General features: G+C 65.4%; 21 protein-coding genes. 10 read left to right on the top strand and 11 right to left on the bottom strand.

Annotation, left to right across the window (positions count from 1 at the left end; genetic code table 11):
* The first annotated feature begins 17 nt into the window (after positions 1-17).
* The 3 genes from mutS (at position 18) to M3498_00570 (ending at position 4,505) form a co-directional block, all read left to right on the top strand.
* Positions 18-2,531, top strand: coding sequence for a DNA mismatch repair protein MutS (mutS, locus tag M3498_00580; GenBank protein ID MDQ3457790.1), 2,514 nt, complete (start codon positions 18-20; stop codon positions 2,529-2,531).
* A 1-nt stretch (position 2,532) separates the two neighbouring features.
* Positions 2,533-4,158, top strand: a complete 1,626-nt coding sequence (gene mutL, locus M3498_00575) for a DNA mismatch repair endonuclease MutL (protein MDQ3457789.1) — start codon at positions 2,533-2,535, stop codon at positions 4,156-4,158.
* 146 nt (positions 4,159-4,304) lie between these two features.
* A complete protein-coding gene (locus tag M3498_00570; protein ID MDQ3457788.1) occupies positions 4,305-4,505 on the top strand; it encodes a CsbD family protein in 201 nt (66 codons plus the stop codon).
* 69 nt (positions 4,506-4,574) lie between these two features.
* Here the strand turns inward: M3498_00570 and M3498_00565 are convergent, their stop codons facing one another.
* The 5 genes from M3498_00565 to M3498_00545 all read right to left on the bottom strand — a co-directional run bounded on the left by M3498_00565 (position 4,575) and on the right by M3498_00545 (position 6,518).
* Entirely contained in the window at positions 4,575-5,366 is a 792-nt protein-coding gene (locus M3498_00565; GenBank protein MDQ3457787.1) for a DUF72 domain-containing protein, read from the bottom strand.
* Between the two features lie 36 nt (positions 5,367-5,402).
* Positions 5,403-5,570, bottom strand: a complete 168-nt coding sequence (locus M3498_00560; GenBank protein MDQ3457786.1) for a hypothetical protein — start codon at positions 5,568-5,570, stop codon at positions 5,403-5,405.
* Entirely contained in the window at positions 5,567-5,797 is a 231-nt protein-coding gene (locus tag M3498_00555; GenBank protein ID MDQ3457785.1) for a ribbon-helix-helix domain-containing protein, read from the bottom strand. Before M3498_00555 ends, M3498_00560 begins: the two co-directional genes overlap by 4 nt.
* A gap of 67 nt (positions 5,798-5,864) precedes the next feature.
* The gene (locus tag M3498_00550; GenBank protein ID MDQ3457784.1) at positions 5,865-6,215 is read right to left on the bottom strand and encodes a DUF86 domain-containing protein; all 351 of its coding nucleotides are present in this window, start codon (positions 6,213-6,215) and stop codon (positions 5,865-5,867) included.
* 18 nt (positions 6,216-6,233) lie between these two features.
* On the bottom strand, positions 6,234-6,518 hold the full coding sequence (locus M3498_00545; protein ID MDQ3457783.1) for a nucleotidyltransferase family protein: 285 nt from the start codon (positions 6,516-6,518) through the stop codon (positions 6,234-6,236).
* 191 nt (positions 6,519-6,709) lie between these two features.
* Between M3498_00545 and M3498_00540 the strand changes: the two genes are divergently transcribed.
* Both M3498_00540 and M3498_00535 read left to right on the top strand, forming a co-directional pair.
* Positions 6,710-10,003, top strand: a complete 3,294-nt coding sequence (locus M3498_00540) for an N-6 DNA methylase (GenBank protein ID MDQ3457782.1) — start codon at positions 6,710-6,712, stop codon at positions 10,001-10,003.
* A gap of 60 nt (positions 10,004-10,063) precedes the next feature.
* Positions 10,064-10,285, top strand: coding sequence for a hypothetical protein (locus tag M3498_00535; protein MDQ3457781.1), 222 nt, complete (start codon positions 10,064-10,066; stop codon positions 10,283-10,285).
* A 3-nt stretch (positions 10,286-10,288) separates the two neighbouring features.
* Here the strand turns inward: M3498_00535 and M3498_00530 are convergent, their stop codons facing one another.
* Both M3498_00530 and M3498_00525 read right to left on the bottom strand, forming a co-directional pair.
* Positions 10,289-10,819: a hypothetical protein gene (locus M3498_00530; GenBank protein MDQ3457780.1), complete on the bottom strand. Its 531-nt coding sequence runs from the start codon at positions 10,817-10,819 to the stop codon at positions 10,289-10,291.
* 91 nt (positions 10,820-10,910) lie between these two features.
* Positions 10,911-11,924: a M23 family metallopeptidase gene (locus M3498_00525; GenBank protein MDQ3457779.1), complete on the bottom strand. Its 1,014-nt coding sequence runs from the start codon at positions 11,922-11,924 to the stop codon at positions 10,911-10,913.
* Positions 11,925-12,050: 126 nt separating this feature from the next.
* On the opposite strand from M3498_00525, the gene M3498_00520 reads away from it, so the two are divergent.
* Positions 12,051-12,911 (top strand): phosphotransferase, encoded by an 861-nt coding sequence (locus tag M3498_00520; protein ID MDQ3457778.1) that lies wholly within the window; start codon positions 12,051-12,053, stop codon positions 12,909-12,911.
* Positions 12,912-13,206: 295 nt separating this feature from the next.
* Positions 13,207-14,046: a serine protein kinase RIO gene (locus M3498_00515; GenBank protein MDQ3457777.1), complete on the top strand. Its 840-nt coding sequence runs from the start codon at positions 13,207-13,209 to the stop codon at positions 14,044-14,046.
* A 95-nt stretch (positions 14,047-14,141) separates the two neighbouring features.
* On the opposite strand, the gene M3498_00510 is transcribed toward M3498_00515, so the two are convergent.
* Positions 14,142-15,515: an MFS transporter gene (locus M3498_00510; GenBank protein MDQ3457776.1), complete on the bottom strand. Its 1,374-nt coding sequence runs from the start codon at positions 15,513-15,515 to the stop codon at positions 14,142-14,144.
* 178 nt (positions 15,516-15,693) lie between these two features.
* Here M3498_00510 and M3498_00505 point away from each other — a divergent pair, with 178 nt between their 5' ends.
* A complete protein-coding gene (locus M3498_00505; GenBank protein ID MDQ3457775.1) occupies positions 15,694-16,356 on the top strand; it encodes a hypothetical protein in 663 nt (220 codons plus the stop codon).
* Between the two features lie 85 nt (positions 16,357-16,441).
* On the opposite strand, the gene M3498_00500 is transcribed toward M3498_00505, so the two are convergent.
* The gene (locus M3498_00500) at positions 16,442-16,960 is read right to left on the bottom strand and encodes an RES family NAD+ phosphorylase (protein ID MDQ3457774.1); all 519 of its coding nucleotides are present in this window, start codon (positions 16,958-16,960) and stop codon (positions 16,442-16,444) included.
* Positions 16,957-17,346, bottom strand: coding sequence for a DUF2384 domain-containing protein (locus M3498_00495; protein MDQ3457773.1), 390 nt, complete (start codon positions 17,344-17,346; stop codon positions 16,957-16,959). The genes M3498_00500 and M3498_00495 overlap by 4 nt, the downstream gene beginning before the upstream one ends.
* An 824-nt stretch (positions 17,347-18,170) precedes the next feature.
* Between M3498_00495 and M3498_00490 the strand changes: the two genes are divergently transcribed.
* Together M3498_00490 and M3498_00485 are read left to right on the top strand one after the other, a co-directional pair.
* Entirely contained in the window at positions 18,171-18,995 is an 825-nt protein-coding gene (locus M3498_00490) for a patatin-like phospholipase family protein (protein ID MDQ3457772.1), read from the top strand.
* Positions 18,992-19,831 (top strand): alpha/beta fold hydrolase, encoded by an 840-nt coding sequence (locus tag M3498_00485; protein ID MDQ3457771.1) that lies wholly within the window; start codon positions 18,992-18,994, stop codon positions 19,829-19,831. Before M3498_00490 ends, M3498_00485 begins: the two co-directional genes overlap by 4 nt.
* Here M3498_00485 and M3498_00480 read toward each other — a convergent pair.
* Positions 19,828-20,106 (bottom strand): hypothetical protein, encoded by a 279-nt coding sequence (locus M3498_00480; GenBank protein MDQ3457770.1) that lies wholly within the window; start codon positions 20,104-20,106, stop codon positions 19,828-19,830. The two genes, M3498_00485 and M3498_00480, sit on opposite strands and share 4 nt — an antisense overlap.
* Positions 20,107-20,249: the final 143 nt, after the last annotated feature.

Below are 20,249 nucleotides of genomic sequence, written 5' to 3'. Positions count from 1 at the left end.
CGGCGTTATCATGGGCCATGACCTTAAAGGGCACAGGCAAAGGCCCCCTCCCACCCCTCCTGGTGCAGTACGTCGAGTTGCGCGAAAAATACCCCGACTATCTGATGCTCTTTCAGGTCGGCGACTTTTACGAGACCTTTGGCGAGGACGCCGAAAGGCTGGCTCGAGCCGTGGGCCTCATCCTGACGCACAAGTCGAGCAAGGACTTCGTCACCCCGATGGCCGGCATCCCGCTGCGCAGCGCCGACGCCTATGTCGAACGCCTCCTGGGCCAGGGGCTGCGGGTGGCCGTCGCCGACCAGGTCGAGGACGAGAGCGCGGCCGACGGCCTGGTCAGGCGCGAGATCAGCCAGCTAATTACGCCCGGCACGGTCACCGACGAGGGGCTCCTAAAGCCCGACGCCAACTACTTGGCGGCGGTCTCGGCCCAAGACGGCTACGGGCTGGCGCTGCTGGACATCAGCACCGGCGAGTTTCGCGGCAGCCAGCTCTTTTCGAAGGGCGCGCTCTTCGACGAGCTCGCGCGCTACCGCCCCTCCGAAGTCCTGCTCGCGCCCGAACTCTTTGAGCACGAGGCGAGCCGCGAGAGCTTCAGCCGCCGCTTCGCGGTGATGCTCTGCCGGGGGCGCTTCGACCCCGCGGCCGCCAAGGAGGTCTTGGCGCGGCAGTTCGGCACCGTCCCAGCCGAGCTGGACGGCGCCCTGGCGGCGGCGGCGGGAGCGGTGCTCTCCTACGCCATAGAGACCCAGCGAGGCGAGCTGCCCCAGGTCACCCGCTTTCAGCCTTACGACCCCGGCGCCTTTATGCAGGTGGGCGAGGTGACCTTTGCGGCGCTCGAGGTCTTTGACTCGGCCTTGGGCTCCTCGACGCTGTTTGGCGCTATCGACTGCACCCGCACCGCGCCGGGGCGGCGCCTCCAGAAGGCCTGGCTGCGGCACCCGCTCTTAGACGCCGGGCTCATCGAGGCGCGCCTGGACGCCGTCGAGGCCTTTGTCAGGGACGGCGTCTTGCGTGACGAGGTGCGCAAGACGCTCCACAAGATGCACGACCTGGGCAGGCTCTCGGCCCGCCTCGCGGCGCAGCGGGCGGGGCCGCGCGACCTCTGTGCGCTCGAGCGCAGCCTCAGCCTCGTCCCCCAGCTGCGCGCGCTCCTGGCCGCGTGCTCCGAAGGCGCGCTCGTCAGCCTGCTCGAGCGCATGCAGGCTCTGGACGAGGCCTGCGAGCGCATCCGCGCCGCGCTCGTTGCCGACCCGCCCCTGAAGCTCAGCGAGGGCCGGCTCATCAAGGACGGCTTCGACAGCATCCTGGACGGGCTGCGCCGGCAGGCCGAGACGGGCCGCGACTGGATCAGCGCGCTCGAGCGCTCGGAGCGCGAGCGCTTGGGCGTCCCCAGCCTCAAGGTCGGTTTCAACAACGTCTTCGGCTACTACCTCGAGCTCACCCGCTCGCACTACGCGCAGGTTCCCGCCGACTACCGCGCCGTGCAGACCCTAAAGGACCGCCAGCGCTTTACCAGGAGCGACCTGCAGGACAAGGAGCGCGAGATCCTGCGCGCCGAGGAGGCCGCCAAGCGGCGCGAGATGGAGGTCTTCGGCGAACTGCGCCAGGGCCTCACTCCCTTCGCCGAGCGCGTGAGCGAGCTGAGCACGGTCTTAGCCGAACTCGACGTCTACGCCGGGCTGGCCCAGGTCGCGGCGACACGCGCCTACAGCCGGCCCAGGCTATCGCCAAGCGGCCGCGTCCGCATCCGCCAGGGCCGCCATCCGGTGGTCGAGGCGCACCAGCTGTTCATCCCCAACGACCTGGAGCTCTCCAGGGGCGAGCGCCTCGTCGTCCTGACGGGGCCGAACATGAGCGGCAAGTCCACCTATCTGCGCCAGACCGCCCTCATCGCCCTGTTGGCGCAAATAGGCTCCTTCGTGCCGGCGGCGGCGGCCGAGCTGCCGCTTTTCGACCGCATCTACACCCGCATCGGCGCGGGCGACGACATCGCCGGCGGACGCAGCACCTTCATGGTGGAGATGGAGGAACTGGCCGCCATCTTGCGCGGGGCGACGCCGCGCAGCCTGGTGCTCCTGGATGAAATCGGCCGCGGCACCAGCACCTACGACGGCCTGTCGCTGGCCTGGGCGGCCTCGGAGTACCTCCACGACCGGGCCCAAGCCTACACCCTTTTCGCCACCCACTACTTCGAGCTGACCGGCCTGGCCTCCAAGCTCCCGGCCGCGCGCAACCACCACGTCGCCGCCCGCGAGGAGGCGGGCGGGCTGGTCTTCTACCACCAGGTCCTGCCGGGCCCGGCCAGCAAGGCCTACGGCTTGGAAGTCGCCAAGCTGGCCGGGCTGCCCGCGAGCGCCCTGGAGCGCGCCCGCGCCGTCTTGGCCGGGCTCGAGGCCAGCGGCAAGGACCACGGCGTGGCGGTGGTCGAGGCGCTCCTCGCCGCCGACCTCAGCCGCCTCTCGCCCCTGGACGCCCTCACCCTCCTGCACAGGCTCCAGGAGCAGGCTCACGGCCTGGTGGTAAGCGACTGAGATGATCCGTAAGCTCTCCCCCCAACTGATCCGCGAGATCGCCGCGGGCGAGGTCGTCAACTCGCCCGTGGACGTGCTTCGGGAACTCGTGGAAAACGCGCTCGACGCCGGGGCGAGCCGCCTTACGGTCATCCTCGAGGCGGGTGGGACGACGCGCATCGTGGTCAGGGACGACGGCCACGGCATCCCTCGCGAGGAACTGACGCTCAGCGCCGAGGCGCACAGCACCTCCAAGCTCGAGTCGCTCAGCAGCATCCGCACCCTGGGCTTTCGCGGCGAGGGTCTCTACGCCATCTGCAACTCGGCGCGGCTTACGCTCACCAGCCGCCCGGCGGGGCAGCTCGGCGGCGCCAGCCTCGTCGCCGAGGGCGATGAACGCATACTCTCGGATGGGCCCGCGCCGCTCGGCACCAGCGCCGAGGTGACGCGGCTTTTTGCCGCCCTGCCCGCCAGGCGCGCGGCGCTGGAAACGCCCGCCGCCGAGGCCAGAAAGGCGCTCGCGCTGCTGGGGCGCTACCTCCTGCACCACCCCGGCTTGCAACTCCGCCTCGTCGCCGACGGCGAGGAGAGGTGGGTCCACGGCGGCGGCGGCGCCCTGAGCGTCGTCAAAAGGCTGTGGGGAAACGTCACCGCCAACCGGCTCATCCCCGTGCAGGCCGAAGGGCCCGGCCTGTCCATGAGCGGTCTCATCTCGCGCCCCGAGCTGACTCGGCCCCGGCGCGACCGGCTCTTTCTGGCCGTCAACGGCCGCCCGGTGGACTGGCTCGACGGACTGCTGGGGGCCGTCCTCGCCGCCTACCGCGAACTCCTGCCGCGCGGGCAGTATCCCGTGGGGGTGCTGAACCTGGCCTTGGAACCCGAGCGCGTCCTCGTCAACACCGCGCCGCAAAAGGAGCGCGTGCGCCTCCTGGAGGAAGATGCCATCGCGGCGGCCGTTCAGGGGGCCCTCGAGGAGGCCCTGAGCGCGCACCCGCTCGCCCGCGCTCTGCCCGACTTCCGGCCCGCCGACGGGGTGAGCGCGGCGCCCCGCGGCGCCTTTCCCGGCTTGCGCTTCGTCGGCGCCTTTCGCGCGCTCTACCTCCTGGCCGAGGCCGAGGGCTCCCTCTGGCTCGTCGACCAGCACGCCGCTCACGAGCGGGTCATCTTCGAGGAGTTGCAGGCGCGCTACAGGGCGGAGCCGCCCCTCGAGCTCGCGCGCCCCGAACTCCTGCCGCTCAGCCTGGAGGAGGAGGCGCAGGTCGCGGCGCGCGCCGACGCTCTAGCGGCCCTGGGCCTCGCGCTCGAGCCCTTCGGCGGACGGCAGTGGCGCGTGCGCCGGGTGCCCGCCTTTCTGATCGGCCATCCCGACCTCGTCGCCGAGGTGGTCAAGAGCAGCCTGGGCGGCAGCGACCTGGCCGGCGCCTGGCGCGCGGTCCTGGGCCGCCTGGCCTGTCTGCCCGCCATCAAGGCCGGCCACCGGCTTTCCCACGCCGACGCCCAGACGCTGCTCGACGCGCTCTGCCTTTGCGCCACGCCCTGGGTCTGTCCCCACGGCCGCCCTACCGCGCTGGTTTTGAGCGAGCTCGAGCTCGCCCGGCGCTTTGGACGGCGCGGCCCGCGCGCGATCAAAGATGAAGTGACGGCCTAGCCAAGCCTCTGCCGGCAGGACGCTTGCTCATCTACTACATAGCCTGCTGTAATAGTACCGTTACGCTCAAACCCTTATGATTCCAAAGCAGTTTCAATTCGACCTGAGCCGCTTGACGGCTCGGCTTCTCACGAAAGGAGCGCCTTATGAACCGCGACATCTTCGGAGGCAATTGGAAGCAGTTCACCGGCAAAGTCAAGGAAAAGTGGGGCGAGCTCACCGACGACGACCTGCAAGCTATCGACGGCAAGAAGGATCAACTCGTCGGCAGGCTCCAGGAAAAGTACGGCTACAGCCGCGAGAGGGCGCAGCAAGAGGCTGACGACTTTGAAAGAAACATGGGCTAAGCGTCAAGCATGAGAAAAGTCGCCCTTCGGGCGGCTTTTTTTGGCTTGCCCTGTTACCGCCGCGCCCTGTTACTGCTCGGCGAGTCCAAGTTCACTCGCAAGCTCCCGGACCATCGCCAGATTCTTGAGCGCGTGGCCCTTGGTGGTGTTCAGAAACAGCAACCAGACCTGCTCGAGGTCGTCTTGCAGTTCGGCTATTCGCAGCAGAAAGGGCCGCAACTCGTCGGCGCTGTAGAGGTAGTCGTGCCGCTCCGCCGCGCTCTTGCCGTCCCACCACGTGCTCTTGTTGCGACCGTGCAGGCGCAAGTAGATCATGCCCGCGCTGCTGTGCAGGTCAGGGCCCGGCAGGCCCCTCAGCGGCGGGTAGTCGACGCTCGTCCAGACGAGGCCGAAGCTCGCTATGCTCTGTCTCACCTCGAGCTGGTTCCAGCTCTCATGGCGGAACTCGAGCGTCAGCCTTTCCCCCTCGAAGTGCTCGACCAGTTCCAAGAGGTACTGCCGGTTCTCGGCGGTGCGGTGAAACGAGTAGGGGAACTGCGCCAGAAACGGCCCCAGGACGCCCGCCTCGCGCAGCGGCGCGACCGACTCGAGCATCCGCGTATACATAGTGTCGTCGGCGTCGCGCGCGTGCGTCATGCTCTGGTGCAGCTTGACCGCGAAACGCACCCGGCCGCCGCTCTTCTCGAGCATGCCCCTAAAGGCCTTGACACCGGGGATGGCGTAGAAGCTGGCGTTCAGCTCGACCGCGTTGAACTTTTCGGCGTAGACCCTCAACCAGTCGGACTTCTTCACCTCGGGCGGGTAGAGCAGCCCGACCCAGTCGTCGTTGGAGTAGCCGCCGGTGCCCAGATAGAGTTCCATAACGCTTCTCCTTACTCTCCCCGGCGCGGCAAGGGGCTAAGGTCTCACCTCGAAGCCTGCCCGACGAAAGTGATCGAAGGTGAACGCCTGGCGCAAGCCCGCCCTGCGCATGAGCGCGAACGAGACGCAGTCGGTAAAGCTGACCTTATCGGCGTCCTTAAGGAGCTCGAGCGCCGCGAGTTCGTCGTTATCGACAAAGATCATTCTTCGTCGTAGAGATACTTGTCGTGGTTCTCCGCGAGGTCGGAAGGGACATCACCCGCGAAGGCTTCGTACTGTGCAAAGAACGGGTCACGTGTAGTCGTCCTTTCCGCTAGACGCGCCTCCAATGCTTTTCCTATCAGTTCCCCGAGCGAGACTCCCTCCTCACGCGCCACATACTCGGCCCGGTGCTTGAGCTCAGGCGGCAACATGATGGTTGTGCGTTTCATAGGTGCATAATAACACAGCCACAACCAGGCTCGGGCCTAATTCTTTTTGGATATGCATGAGGAGCGCCTAATCCTCGAGTAATTCTGCGCCATTGGCTTGCTGAAGCTTGTCCCGCTCAACTTCGAGCACAGCGTCCAGATGGATGAGAAGAGCAGGAAGTTCTCGTTCGACCACATCCCATACCGTCTCGAGTCTCACGCCAAAGTAGTGATGGCTGAGGAGGTCCCGAAACCGACCCATCCCACGCCAGTCGATCTCGGGATAGCGCCCCTTGACATCATCAGAAAGATTTTTGGCAGCCTCACCAATTATTTCTAGATTGCGAAGGGTCGCATCCACAACAAGCTCGTTAAGCATAAACTCGGTGAGGCCCATTCCCTGGGTGTAACGCTGGACTTTGTTCGCGCTTTCGCGCATGTCCTCGAGATAGGAGACCTACGCGCCATCTACGACCTCATAGCGATCTCGCTCGACATAAGACGCCACTCGCGGCTTGAGGGCACCCTCCGTCACCAGATCAACCTTGTGTCCAAACACATCCTCGAGATAAAGCGTGGCTCCGATGTACTGCCTATACGTTGGGGCTTTACCGAAGCCCACAAGAATATCCACGTCACTCGCAAGCGTAGCCTCGTCGCGAGCGACCGAGCCAAAGAGGGCGAGACGCCTCACCCCAAAGCGCCTATTCAGCTCCTTGAAATGCTCCTCGAGAATGGTCACGGCCTCTTGACGGGTCACCCTTACAGTTTACTCGGCTAAGCCGATGAGCTGCTTGGTCGGCAATGCATTCGGCGATGAGAGGTTCTTGGGGTGCTTGAGCCGAGGGTTGAATAGCGTTGAACAGGATTGAACAGCGCCCTCAAGCTTTGCTTTTTCACGGCTCGTGGAGCAGTAAAACGGTATGCTGGGATATGCCGCCCCATGCCCCTTTCGCGGACGCGCTCGAGGGCTTCGCCGAGTCGCTCACGGCCAGTTTCGCCTCGAGCGTCGCCGCGCAGCGCGAGGACCAGCTCAAGACGCCCATGAAGAACCTGCTCGAGGCGCCCCTCTTGAACAACCGCCGGGTCCTGGCCCGGAGCGAGGCGCAGGTCGCGGGCCTGGGCGGACGGCCCGACTTCGGCGTCGCCGTGAACGGGCTGTTGGCGGGCTACATCGAACTCAAGGCGCCCGGTCTGGGAGCCAGGCCGCAGCGCTTCAGTGACGAGCGCAACAAGCGGCAGTGGGAGAAGTTCAAGGCTCTGCCCAACCTCATCTACAGCGACGGCAATGAGTGGACGCTGTTGCGCTCGGGCGCGCAGGAGGCGCATGTGCGCTTTACCGGCGACGTGACGAGTGACGGCGTGCGGGCCTTTACGGCGGACGAGGCCGTGGCCTTAGAGCGCCTCCTGCACGACTTCCTGCTCTGGGAGCCCATCGCTCCCGCCAATCCTAAAGCCTTGGCCGAACTCCTCGCGCCCCTATGCCGGATGGTGCGGGATGACGTGGCATTTGCTCTGCGCGACCCCGACTCGAACCTCTCGCAGCTCGCCCGCGACTGGCGCGAGGCGCTCTTTCCCGACGCCGACGACGCCCGCTTCGCCGACGCCTACGCGCAGACGCTCACCTACGCGCTCCTCCTGGCGAGGCTGAGCGGCGCCCAGACCGTCGAGCCCGAACTCGCCGCCCTCACCCTGGACAGCGGTCACGGTCTCCTGGCGGGGGCCTTGCGGGTGCTCGGCAACCCCGACGTTCGCCGCGACATCGGCGTCGGTCTGAACGTGCTCATTCGTGCGGTCAATGCGATTGACCCCGCCGCCCTGCACAAGGGCGGGGGTGACCCCTGGCTCTACTTTTACGAGGACTTCCTGGCCGCCTACGACCGCAAGCTGCGCAACGACTACGGTGTCTACTACACGCCCGCACAAGTTATCCAGGCCCAGGTGCGGCTCGTCGCCGAGCTTTTGGGGACCCGCTTCGGCAAGTCCCTGTCCTACGCCGACGACGAGGTGGTGGTGCTCGACCCCGCCGCCGGGACGGGCGCCTACCCGCTCGCCATCTTGCAGCACGCCCTGGCGCACGTCGCCGCCTTCTACGGCCCCGGCATGCGCAGCCAGTACGCCTCCAAACTCGCCCAGAACGTCCATGCCTTTGAATTCTTAGTCGGCCCCTACGCCGTCGCTCACCTGCGGGTGACGCAGAAGATTCTCGAGGAGGGTGGCGAACTCCCCGCCGACGGCGCGCACGTCTACCTGGCCGACACCCTCGAGTCGCCCGAGGCCAGAGACTTGGAGCAGCAAGGCATGATGTACCGCCGCCTCACCGACGAACACCGCCGCGCCCGGCGGGTCAAGGGGGACACCCGCGTCCTCGTCTGCATCGGCAACCCGCCCTACGACCGGCAGCAGCGCGATGAGGATGACATTGAGCGCGGCATAGAGCTTCGCGGGGGTTGGGTGCGCTTCGGCGAGCAGAACACCGGCCAGACGCTCGGCATCCTGAGCGACTTCATTCAGCCCGCGCTGGCCGCCGGGCAGGGCGGCCACGTCAAGAACCTCTACAACGATTACGTCTACTTCTGGCGCTGGGCCCTCTGGAAGGTCTTTGAGCAGACGAACGGCCCCGGCATCGTCTCGTTTATCACCGCCGCGAGCTACCTGCGCGGGCCCGGCTTCGTGGGCATGCGTCAGCACATGCGCCGGGTCTTCGACGAGCTGTGGATCATCGACCTCGAGGGCGACAGCCTGGGCGCCCGCAAGACCAAAAACGTCTTCGCCATCCGCACGCCGGTCGCCATCGCGGTAGGGGTGCGCTACGGCCAGCCAAAGCCCGACGAACCCGCCGAGGTTCACTACGCGAGGCTCGAGGGCACGCGGGAAGCCAAGCTCGAGCAACTCGCCGGTATTCAGAGTTTTAGTGGTCTCGAGTGGCGCGACTGCCCGAAGGACTGGAAGAGCCCCTTTTTGCCCGAAGGCGCGGGCGACTACTACGCTTGGCCGCTGCTGACCGACCTTTTTCCCCTGCAGCTTGGCGGCGTCAAAATTGGTCGAACTTGGCCGTTTGCACCAGATAAAGAAGTGCTACAGCGACGGTGGGAGAGACTTGTCAGCTCAAACAACAAGGAACGCGCAGCACTCTTCAAGGATTCCCCAACAGGACGCAAAGCGGCACAGCGCGCACCTCAAAACCTACCTCAGCCCACTTCTGACGAGTCCATTGCATCCGTGACAGCCAATAGCCCCTTTCCGAAAATAGCGCGTTATGGTTACCGAACATTAGACCGTCAATGGATTCTCGCTGATGGACGCCTTATTGACCGTCCATCCCCAGGGCTTTGGCATAGTTACAGCCCCAAGCAGGTTTTCCTCATAAGTTTTCTCACCGAGGTTCTAGGACTTGGACCGGCGGCAACCATTTCCGCCCATGTTCCTGACCTTCATCACTTTCGCGGTTCCTTTGGCGGTAAGCACCTCATCCCCCTCTGGCGCGACGCCGAGGCTACCCAGCCCAACATCACGGCGGGGCTGCTGGACGTGCTCTCGAGCAGCTACGGCAAGCCCGTTTCGCCCGAGGATTTTTTCGCCTACGCCTACGGCGTTCTCGCCTCGCCCAGCTACGTCGAGAGTTTCTCCGAAGAGCTGACCTTGCCGGGGCCGCGCCTGCCGGTCACAAAAGACGCCGCGCTGTTTGATGAGGTGGCGGGCTTGGGGCGCACTCTCATCGGCTGGCACACTTACGGCGAGCGCATGGGCGGGAGCATTCCCAGAGGCGCGGCGCGCAACGCCGTCGCGGTGCCCGCCGACTCGGAGGGCTATCCTAACGACTTTTCCTACGACCCGCGGACGAGGACGCTGCACGTGGGCGCGGGCGCGTTCGCGCCGGTGGAGGCGGAGGTGTGGGGCTTTTCGGTGTCGGGGCTCGAGGTGCTCAGGAGCTGGCTCGGCTACCGGATGCGCGAGCGGAGCGGGCGGTCTTCCTCACCCCTTGACGCTATCCGGCCGGAACGCTGGACGGCGGAGTTGACGAGGGAACTGCTCGAGCTGCTGTGGGTGCTCGAGGCGACCGTGGGGCTGTGGCCGGAGCTGGCGGCGAAGCTGGAAGAGGTGGTGAGCGGCCCGGTCTTCGCCGCGGCCGAACTGCCCGCGCCCGAGACGAGTGAACGCGCGGCGCCGGGACGGGGCGACGGCATGCAACCCAGGTTGGCCTTCGACAGCGCCGAGGACGAGTAATACGCGAGCCGCGACGTGCTGGTAGTGCTGAAAAATCGGGTAGCATAGCAGGAGGCAACCATGGCTAAGACGCTCGTCGTTCAACTCGCCGCCAACGCGCTGGGCGAGGACGTGCAAGAGATGGTCACGTTTTTGGAAACGCAGTACCCGGTCGAAACGCTCACGCGCGAGACGACACTGGTGATGGTGCGGTTCAGCGCGGAGGTAGACGAGAGTGAGCTCGAGGACGATATCCGGCAGCATTTCAACGATGTCGTCTCGGGCGGGCTCGAGTGGTCTTAGACGCTAGCGCCGCGCCTGCCGCGTCTCCTTGCGCATGAGCGTGGCGAGTTCCAAAATCATCACGTCGACGCTGCCGGCGATGTCCTCGCGCTCCCCCGGGCTATACTCGCGCGCGCGCAGGCCCGCGTCCAGGCAGAGCGCCACCACTTCCTTGTACTTCGCCGAGATGGCGGGATAGGGCGCGAGCAGCGGCTCTATCTCGAGCAGGCGGTCATAGACGTGAAAGAGCCGGTCATGCAGCCGGGCGAGCTCGCCCGGCTGCATCTTGGGGTCGTAGAGGCTGTAGTAGTTCCACTGCTTGAGCCGGCTGAGCGCCTCGTCGAAGAGGTCCTGGCGGCGGCGCCAGCCTTGGAGCTCTCGCGCCTCACGCCCTCTGCGCCGGGCCGCGGCCTCCTGCGCGAAGTAGGCCGCTATGAAGCCGACCATCAACCCCAAGAGGCCGACGAGGAGCGTGTAGAGCCCGATCACCGCGGGCCGCGTCTGTGGGTCGGCGAAGAGGTCGAGAAACCGGGTGTCCAGGAACCGGGTGTCCATCCCCCCAGGCTAAGCCCTGGGAGCCGAGTCGGACGTGACGCCGCATGAACGTCTGCTCATCATCGCCCCAGCCCTCGCCCCGGTCCTCGCCCTAATCGCCAAAGGGCGGCGCATCCACCCAGGGGCCCGGGTCCACGGGGATCTCGCGCACCCGCACCTCCCAGTGCAGGTGCGGTCCCGTCGCCAGGCCCGTCATGCCCACGTAACCGAGCAGTTCGCCCTGCCCGACCTCCTGACCGGGAACGACCTCGAGGCGGTCCAGGTGCATATAGCCCGTGCAGACGCTCAAGCCGTGCAGCAGGTAGACCGCGTTGCCGCGCACCGTGAGCCTCTCGGCGATAACGACCTTACCGGCGGCGGCGGCGTAGACGGGCGTGGAGGCGTCGCCGCGAAAGTCGAGGCCCTCGTGATACGAGGTGTAGGGACCGCCGTTGTAGGAGCGCCTCGTGCCGAAACCCGAGGTCAAGACGGGGTTGTCGAGCGGATAGCGAAAGGCGCCCGACCAGCGCGGCGTCCCCTCGAAGGTGCGGCAGTGCGAGCGAACGTAGGCCAGCTCGTCACGGATGAGGTCGCGCTGCAAGAGGGTGGCGCTCTCCGGCGGCAGGGTGATGCTCTCGCGGCGGTAGTCGCCGATCACCACCCTGACTAAAACGGTGAGCGATTCGCCGCCCGGGGCGCGCAGGACCAGGGGATAGACGCCCGGCTCCTGCAAGGCGGGCACCGCCAGAACCCCCTGCGCGCCCGTAGAAGACGGCGAGAGCTCATAGTCCCAGTCGAGAAAGCGGGCGCTCAGGGTGACGGGGCTCTCGAGCGCGACCCGGAGCCCGAAGCTCCGGCCCTGCACGGGCGTCTCCGGCTCGAGGCGGATGGCGCTGAAAGGCGCTTGAAAGGCGCTTGGCTGGGGCGCCCCCGGCAGCCTCAAGACCTGGCCGACCCTCAAGCGGTCGGGGTCGGTCAGCGCATTGAACCGCGCGAGTTCGGCCGCCGTGAGCCCGTGCGCCGTGGCGATGCGGTAGAGGGTGTCGCCCGGCTGCACGGTGTAGTCCGCCTGCGCGGCGGCAAAGCCGAGCAAGAAAAGGACCAGGCTCAAAAACCGTTGTGTCATGTCTTCTCCCTAGACCAGCATAGCGAAGGTGCCAAGGCAGCGGATGAAAAACGTCTCTCTCGGCAGAGGCCTGTCCCCAAGGCGCGGCGTCGTGCATACTGTACAAGAAGGCTGGAGGAGACCTGTTTGAGCGATTACGACGAGTTTGGGGATGAAAAGTTCACGCAGCGCAAGGGCAAACGCAAGCCCAAGGTCACGCGCCGGGTCAAGGAACTGGTCGGCAAGGGCGACGGGACCAAGGGCGACGGGACCAAGGGCGACGGGGCCAAGGTCAAGTTCGACGACCCCGATTTGCAAACCCTCTTCGAGCGCGGCGTCCTGAGCGAGCTCCTTTGGCAGATGCAGAGCGGCAAGGAGGCGACCGTCTACGCGGCCGAAGGGCCGAAGGGCAAGCTGGCCGCCAAGATCTACGCCGACCCCAGGGCGCGCACCTTTAGGCGCGACGAGATCTACCGCGAGGGCCGCTTCGTCTCGAGGGGCCGCTTCAAGAAGGCGATGCAGCAGGCCGGCCGCACCGGTCTGCCTGCCGAGCACATCCTCTGGGTCGAAGACGAGTTCCGCGCTCTCCAGACCCTGCACCGGGCCGGCATCTTGGTGCCCAGGCCCGTCGCCCACGAGGGCAGCGTCATCCTGATGGGCTATATCGGCGACGAGCACCCCGCCCCGCGCCTCGCCGACGCGCAACTCTCGGCGGCGGAGGCCGCGGACGCCTTTGAGCAGAGCCTGAGCCACCTCGCCGCCATGCTGAGGCTCGGCCTGGTCCACGGCGACTACTCGACCTTCAACCTGCTCTGGTGGCAGGGTAGCGTCGTCGTCATCGACCTGCCGCAGATGGTCAAGCTGAAGGAGAGCAAGCATGCGGGGGAGCTCTTGGAGCGCGACGTGCAGTCGCTGCTCAAGTCGTTTCGGAGCTTTGGAATCGAGGCCGAGCTCCTAGAGGTCTTGCGCGAGGTGAAGGCTCGAGCCAAGGGGACCCCGGAGGCTTGACGGGTACTTGACAGACGAGCGCGTCCGGCGCATACTGAGCAGGTCTTAGGAAAGGGGTGGTGTCGATGATTGAGAGAATCCTTAATCCAACCGTGCAGTCCGCGCGGCGCTCCGCCCTTTCCAGCCAATCCTGATTCAAGTCTCTTAGTCAATTCAAGTCTCTGAGTCAAACTCCAAAGGGTCAAGCGCCCGGCCTTCGGGTCGCCTGCCGCGCCGCCGTGCTGCCAGGCATGGTCGCCTTTCTCCAGGAGGTGAAACGCGACCTCACCCCAGCCACGCATCATGGAGAAGATACTTGAACCACTCTGGTGATTTTGACCTCGAGGACAGCTTTGAAAGCTTCAGCAAGCGCAAAGACCGCCGCAAACCGGCCGGCCGCCGCTCGGTCTACGACCTCGCCGCCGAGGACGACAAGGGCTCGAGCGTCGCCCTCTTCAGCGACCCCGGCCTCCAGGCCCTTTACGAGCGGGGCCTGATAACCGACCTCGTCGGACAGCTCAAGAGCGGCAAGGAGGCGACCGTCTACGTCGCCGAGGGCCCCAAGGGGCTGCTCGCCGCCAAGATCTACACCGACATCAGGATTCGCTCATTTCGCGTTGATCGCGTCTACCGCGAGGGGCGCTTTATCGGCGACCAGCGCCTGCAGCGGGCTATCGACCAGCGCTCCGAAACCGGCTTGAGCGCGCAGCAGGCGCTCTGGATCGCCGAGGAGTACGGGCAGCTCCAGACCTTCTACCAAGCCGGGATTCCCGTGCCGGAACCGGTCGCGCAAGTCGGCGCCGTTGTCCTGATGACCTTTATCGGCGACGAAGGCGGCCCCGCCCCGCGCCTCTCCGAGGTGCAACTCGCGCCCTACCAGGCCGAAGACGCCCTCGAGCAGAGCGTCAGGATCTTCATCCAGATGCTGAAGCTGGGCCGCGTCCACGGCGACTACTCGACCTTCAACCTGTTGTGGTGGCGGGGCAGCGTCATCGCCATCGACTTTCCGCAGGTGGTGACCCTCAAGGACAACCCCAGTGCCTGGGCGCTTCTAGAGCGCGACGCGCGGTCCTTGTGCAAGTCCTTTGGGCGCTTCGGTCTGCGCCCCGACCCCGCGCAGGTGTTGCGCCGGGCGAGGGAGGAGGCGGAACTCTGAGCGAGCTGCAATCCGGCTCGAGGCTCGGCAGATGCAGGCTCGGGCAGATGCAGGCTCGGCAGATGCAGGCTCGGGCGGCAGGAAGCTGGAAGGCGTCAGCCTCGAGCTCCCGCCGCCTCGGCCTTGCCGGGCCCTTCGGCCGACTCCGCCGCCTCCTCATGGTCCGGCAAGATGTCCTCGGCGTTGCGCACCGCCGAGAAGAGGTAGGCGCCCAGACCCACCGCCGCGCCAAAGAGGCCCGCCACAACGAACATCAGCGCCATGCCCGCGCCCGGCCCGGTGCCGACGAGCGGGCCAAAGGCGGCCGCTAGGGCGCCTCCCGGCATCATCGCCGGCTCGAAGACGCGGTCGGCCAGCGGCCCCGCCATGAGCATCGCCAGTGGAATCGTGATCTGGGCGATGAGGCGCCGGGTGGCGAAGACCCGCCCCTGCACGTCCGGCGCCACCTTGGCCTGCCAGATCGCCTGGTTCGAGCCGTTCAGGATGGGAATGAAAAAGACGAAGAGAAAGCTGGCGAGCATCCACATCGGCAGGCTCCCTCCAAGGCCCATGAGCACTTGTCCCAGCAGGCTGCCGAAGACCATGCCCAGGAGCACGCCGTGAACGCGCCGCCTGGGCCCGCCCCAGAGACTGAGCAAGAGCCCGCCGGCCACCCCGCCGACGCCGCCGGCCGAGAGCACGCTGCCCAAGGCCAACTCGTCGTTGCCCGTCCGCGAGAGGATCATGGCGGCGAGCACGGTGTTGCCGAAGGTGCTCGTCAGGTTGATGCAAAAGAAGACCAGTTGCAGGCCGAGCAGGCTGGGGCGGGCGAGGATGTAACGGAAGCCGTAGAGCGACTCCTTGAGCAGGCTGCCCCGCCCCTCACCTCCCGCCTCGCTCCTCCTGGGCTGAGGAATATGCACGACGAGCAGGATGACGAGCGCGGTCGCCAAGGCGATGAGGTCCAGCACGAGAATCCCCACCAGGCCGACAGGGCCGAGCAGCACGCCCGCGAGCAGTGGCGCGGCGATGGCCGAGGCCGACTCGGCCAGCGAGAGCATGCCGCTCGCTCTGGCATAATGTCTCTTGGAAACCATCATGGTGACGGCGGCGGAGTAGGCCGGAAAGTGAAAGGCGCTGAAGGCTCCGGCGACCGCGCCCGTGAGGTAGAGATGCCAGATTTCCAGGTTGCCGCTCAGATAAAGGACCAAGACGGCCGCCGTCGAAAGCCCCGCGCCCATGTCCGAGAGCATCATCACCAGCTTGCGGTTCCACCTGTCGACCAGCGCGCCGGCGAGCGGGCTCAGGAGCACCGCGGGGCCGAAGCGGAAAAAGCCGACCAGGGCAAGCGCCGTCGCCAGGCCGGTCTCCTGCCAGGCCCAGATGCTGAGGGCGAAGCCGGTCATGCTGGTGCCGAGCAACGACACCACCTGTCCGAACCAGACGAAGGTAAAGCTGGTCATTCCCGCCGGGCGCTTAGCTGATGTCATGCCTCGTTGCCCCTCCCGTTCATGAGTAAGCGAGTATACGGCTTTTCTCGGTTTGTGTAAAGTTATCTTTTACATTCTGGTTCATGTAGCTCAGCTATCTTAAGAATTGTTAAAATTTACTTTAAGGTCAGCTCGCAGCTTGGTCATTGCTGCCAGGTTAAGGTGTAAGCTACTCGAGATGAAAGAGCCTTCCTCGAGTAGCGGCGCCCTGGTCATCGACGATCCCAAGGCCGCAGCACTTCTCCTCGAGCCCCACTACAGCCAGATGCTCAAGCCCTTCTTTGGCGCGGAGGCGAGCGTCGGCGAGGCGGCGCGGCAGCTCGACTTAGACCCCGGCACCGCCTTTTACCGCGTCAGGCGCCTTCTCGACCTGGGTATCGTCAAGGTGGCGCGCGAGCAGGTCCGCCGGGGCCGCGCGCTCAAGCTCTACCGGACGAGCGCGGAGCGCTTTTTCGTGCCCTTCCGGCATGCGCCGGTAGACGACCTCACGGCCTTTGTCAGGCTGCACGACGAGCACTGGCAACCCCGGCTGTTGAGGGGCATAGCGCGCGCGCTCGAGCAAGATCAGCAGGGCGCTCGGACCTGGGGCCTCGAGCTCTACAAGCACAAAGAGGGGCTGCTCGTCTACGACCTGAGCGCGGGACCTGAAACTGCCCAAGGTGCCTCCGACTACCACGTCAGGGGCATCATCAACATCTGGGACACGAGATATTACCTCGGCCCGGAGGATGTGAACGCGCTCAGCAGAGACCTTGAAGAGGTGTTGGCACGCTACCGCCCGAAGCGGAGCGGCCCGCGCCAGGTACTGCGGCTGGCGCTGGCGCCCTTTGAGACGGCTTAGCGCAAGACCCCGTGATAAACCCACGAGAGAGCACAAACTGCCACGCGCCCTCGGGCGATACTGAGGTATGGAGATCGGACTGGCTCTAGGCGGCGGCGGGGCGCGCTGCGGCGGCGTCTTGAACCTGGTGCCCGTCGATCTGGTGAGAGCGCGAAAGCAACCGTTCATCCACACGGTAAGGCTCGGTGGTTGCGGTGATCTCCGCAAACGCCGGGTGTAGGGGGTTGATGAGGTAGTTCGTTTCCTCCATCACCACGCGGCTGGGAACCGCCAGTACGCAGCTCCTTTGCCCCTCCAGCCACAGGTCGCCGTAAGCGCGGCTATCGAAACCCTCGGGGTCACGCACGAAGGTCTCGAGGCCTTCGTCCGCTAGCGCCGTCACTAGGGGTTCGGGGATGAGGATGCGGGTTTTGACGTAACGCGCGAGCTGGTTTTTGTTCTGCAGGTTCACGAACAGCTCGAGGGTGGCGAGCGCCAGGCTGCTCGAGCTGTAGATGATGCGCTTTCCTTGGGTGTGCCAGCGGCCTGGCGCGAAGAGCCCGCCGCTGCCGGTCATCGCTTGGTCGTGGTAGAGGTCCCTGGTTAGCCGCCAGGCGGTGATCAAGGGTAGAGCCCCCAGGCGAGTTGCCTGAGGAGGACGCTTACCGCTTCCGCGCCGGGGTCGGTGTCGAGCAGGCTGAGGGGGGTGGCGCCCAGGGTGGGCAGGGTGGTCTTAAGCCAAGCCCTGGCGTCATCCTCGTCACCGAAAAATTGGACGGCTTCGCGGTGGATGCGCGCGACGCGGCTGAGGGCGTTGCTCTCGTTCACGGTGAAGCCGCCTTCATGCTGGCGTTTGCTGAGGGTGCGCCTAGGGATGCCGAGGAGCGCCGCGAGGTCCTCGGTGCTCACCCTCAGGGCGTCGCGCAAGAGGATGAAGGTCTCGTAGGCCAGGCCTTCTCTGACCGCGCGGATCTGGCGGTCGTCGATCTCACCGAGTCGCTGGAGGGTCACGCTATCACCTCCAGCAATTCTACCACGAAAAACAGCATGAATGCCATATTTCTTGTTCTTTGGCCAGGGCTGACGCATCTAATTCCGAGTGCTCAAACCTGCCTCCAGGACGCAGAATACCGAGGTGCTTTGGAGGTCGTATCTTTATGATCTGACCTCTAGGTCACTGCACAGCATCCTCGCCTCTTCGGTTCAAAGGTCTTTTGGTGTGCTAGGCGCAGTTCCTTGTGCGAAGCAAAGGTGATGTCACCCTGCGGCTTACGATTAAGGTGCGTCGGCCCTGACCTGGCACCGTTATCTTGCACCGTCATTATCTTGCACCGTGGTGGACTTGGGCTCTGTCAGCTTCTGCCATCACTACGTTGACTCGCACCGTCAGAGAGCGGCTCGTTTCCTTGTCCCTGCTCTCTTTGCCAATGGCGCAGGCTTTCTAACAGCCACTGGCCGGCTCGAGCCTGGCTGTCGTCATACTGCCTTTAGAATCGCCATCAGCTGCCAGTAGCGTTCGAAGCGGGGGTCGTTGGTCGCTTCAATATGATCACCTACCCAGCCGGCAAACCCGGCATCGGCCTTTTCCCGAGCGCCTCGGCAAGCCCACCGGTCCAGCGACTGGCAATCTCGAGAACAACCTCACCGTCAGCACGTTCGCCATGATCTACTGCCCAGGCGACCCTTGTCAGGGTTTGGGAAAGCTCAGTCCACGCCCTGGTGGGCGCGCCGTTCGCGCCCACAAAAGGCTCAAGGCGATTGATCTCAGCGCAAGACCCCGTGATGAACCCACGAGAGAGCACAAACTGCCACGCGCCCTCGGGCGATACTGAGGTATGGAGATCGGACTGGCTCTAGGCGGCGGCGGGGCGCGCTGCTTTGCGCAGATAGGCGCGCTCAGGGCGCTCGAGGAGGCCGGACATAGGGTGGTCGCCATCAGCGCCTGCTCGACCGCCGCCTTTATCGGCGCGCTCTCGGCGGCGGGCTCGAGCGCCGAACAGATTCACGCGATCGTCAAAGGCGCCGACTACGGCAGCTTTCTCAACTTGAGGGGCCGCTTCGGCCTGATGAGCCAGGATCCCATCAAGGACCTGCTCCGCCCGCACCTGCCCGCGACCTTCGAGGGGCTCGGCATTCCTTTCGTCGTTGCGGCAGTGGACCTCCAGGAGGGCGAGGCGGTCGTCCTCGACTCGGGCGAGCTGCTCCCGGCGGTCTGCGCCAGCAACGCCTTTCCGGGCCTGTTCAGCCCGGTTTGCATCGGCGGCCGTTACCTCATCGACGGCGGCGTCTTGAACCTGGTGCCCGTCGATCTGGTGAGAGCGCGAACGGCTGCGCCCGTGGTCGCCGTGGACGTGAGCCTGTCGGAAAAGCGCGCGGTCGACCTGCACGAAAACCGCAACCTCTGGCAGAGAATCAGCACACCGCTCAGAAGGAAGCGCGTTCCCCTCTTTCTGGACCTGCTCGACAAGGCCTACGTCATCACCCAAAACCACGTCACCCAGATGCGCTACGCCGCCTGTCCGCCCGACCTGCTGGTCAAACCGGGCTTGGATCACGACTTTCGCATCCAGGACTTCGACCGCCTCGACGAGGCCGTAGCACTCGGCTACGAGGCGACATCGGCGCTCTTGGCGCGCCTCGAGCCGGTCACTGAGTCTTGAAGGGCCACCACCTCCTCGTCGGCGACCTGCGGGCGCACTACCTCGAGGCCGGCAAAGGTACGCCGCTCGTCTTGCTGCACGGCTCCGCCATCGACTCGAGCCTCCTATCCTACGGGCCCAGCCTGCCGGGGCTGGCGCGAGACTACCGCGTGATCGCCCCCGACTGGCCCGGCTACGGCAAGAGCGAGCGGCCGCCTCACGCCTTGGGCATCCCCGACTACGTGAGCTTCTTGGAGCGCTTCGTGGACGCCATGGGCTTGGAACGCGTCCACCTGGCCGGCTTCTCGATGGGCGGCGGCGCGGCGCTCGGCTTCGCGCTCGAGCACCCGGGGCGCGTCCACAAGCTCGTACTCATCGACGCCTATGGCCTCGGCAACGAGGTCCACGTGCCCTTTCTGCCCTTCTTGGCCCTCAAGGCGCCGCGGCTCGCCACCACCTTTTGGGGTGGGCTCAAGCTCAGCAGGCGCCTCTTGAGCGTCTTTTTGAAAGTCTTTGTCTTCGCCGACCGGCGCAAGGTCACCCCCGCGCTCGTCCACGAGGTCTACGAACAGCTCAGGTCGCCGGAGGTCGAGCGCGCCTTTATGCGCTGGATCCGCGGCGAGGTCGGTTGGCGCCGGCTGACCACGAACTACGCCGACCGGCTCGGCGACGTGGCCGCGCCCACCCTGCTGTTGCACGGCGCGCGCGACTTGATCGTGCCCGCCTCGCGCTCGAGGCGGGCGGCCCGGCTCATCCCCGGCGCTGAGCTCCACCTGGTGCCGCGCTGCGGCCACTGGCTGCCCCGTGAAGCCAGCAAGGTCTTCGAGCGCGAACTGCTTCTGTTCTTGCGGGACTAAGCTGCGGCTTCTTCCTCTTTATCCAGCAACGCCAAAATCTGTTCGGGTAGGTCCAGTGGTGCATCACGGTAGAAGGTGTAGGCTTGGCCCGTCAGCTCATAAAGCAGCGTGTCTCCGTAAGGGAACAGCGCCCATAGAGACGTGTCAAAATTGTCATAGCGCTTGCGCAATTTTGTCAACCACTGAACAACATTATGGGCCGCAGGTGATTGTATATCAGCAAAAATAGTGAAGGCGGGTATCCAAACGACCATCACCTTTATCAGCTCACCCATCTTGTTATAGGTAAAAGGTGCTCGATGGCCTCTTCATAATGACCCGTTTCCCATAAAAGCTGAGCCAAGTCATCTCTAATGATTTGCGCTCGTAAGTGTTCACGGGGGCGGGTTGTTTGTAAACAAAGTCTCATTTCTGCTAG

The sequence above is a fragment of the Deinococcota bacterium genome, assembly GCA_030858465.1.
Taxonomy (GTDB): Bacteria; Deinococcota; Deinococci; order Deinococcales; family Trueperaceae; genus JALZLY01.
Note: the sequence above shows the minus strand (reverse complement) of the source record. Positions and strands in the feature narration are given on the sequence as shown.

What these genes read in the sequence shown, in the direction of transcription:
- mutS (MDQ3457790.1), top strand. Translation starts at nt 18, where the DNA reads ATGACCTTAAAGGGCACAGGCAAAGGCCCCCTCCCACCCCTCCTGGTG.
- mutL (MDQ3457789.1), top strand. Translation starts at nt 2,533, where the DNA reads ATGATCCGTAAGCTCTCCCCCCAACTGATCCGCGAGATCGCCGCGGGC.
- M3498_00570 (MDQ3457788.1), top strand. Translation starts at nt 4,305, where the DNA reads ATGAACCGCGACATCTTCGGAGGCAATTGGAAGCAGTTCACCGGCAAA.
- M3498_00565 (MDQ3457787.1), bottom strand. Translation starts at nt 5,366, where the DNA reads ATGGAACTCTATCTGGGCACCGGCGGCTACTCCAACGACGACTGGGTC.
- M3498_00560 (MDQ3457786.1), bottom strand. Translation starts at nt 5,570, where the DNA reads ATGATCTTTGTCGATAACGACGAACTCGCGGCGCTCGAGCTCCTTAAG.
- M3498_00555 (MDQ3457785.1), bottom strand. Translation starts at nt 5,797, where the DNA reads ATGAAACGCACAACCATCATGTTGCCGCCTGAGCTCAAGCACCGGGCC.
- M3498_00550 (MDQ3457784.1), bottom strand. Translation starts at nt 6,215, where the DNA reads ATGCGCGAAAGCGCGAACAAAGTCCAGCGTTACACCCAGGGAATGGGC.
- M3498_00540 (MDQ3457782.1), top strand. Translation starts at nt 6,710, where the DNA reads ATGCCGCCCCATGCCCCTTTCGCGGACGCGCTCGAGGGCTTCGCCGAG.
- M3498_00535 (MDQ3457781.1), top strand. Translation starts at nt 10,064, where the DNA reads ATGGCTAAGACGCTCGTCGTTCAACTCGCCGCCAACGCGCTGGGCGAG.
- M3498_00530 (MDQ3457780.1), bottom strand. Translation starts at nt 10,819, where the DNA reads ATGGACACCCGGTTCCTGGACACCCGGTTTCTCGACCTCTTCGCCGAC.
- M3498_00525 (MDQ3457779.1), bottom strand. Translation starts at nt 11,924, where the DNA reads ATGACACAACGGTTTTTGAGCCTGGTCCTTTTCTTGCTCGGCTTTGCC.
- M3498_00510 (MDQ3457776.1), bottom strand. Translation starts at nt 15,515, where the DNA reads ATGACATCAGCTAAGCGCCCGGCGGGAATGACCAGCTTTACCTTCGTC.
- M3498_00505 (MDQ3457775.1), top strand. Translation starts at nt 15,694, where the DNA reads ATGAAAGAGCCTTCCTCGAGTAGCGGCGCCCTGGTCATCGACGATCCC.
- M3498_00490 (MDQ3457772.1), top strand. Translation starts at nt 18,171, where the DNA reads ATGGAGATCGGACTGGCTCTAGGCGGCGGCGGGGCGCGCTGCTTTGCG.
- M3498_00480 (MDQ3457770.1), bottom strand. Translation starts at nt 20,106, where the DNA reads ATGGGTGAGCTGATAAAGGTGATGGTCGTTTGGATACCCGCCTTCACT.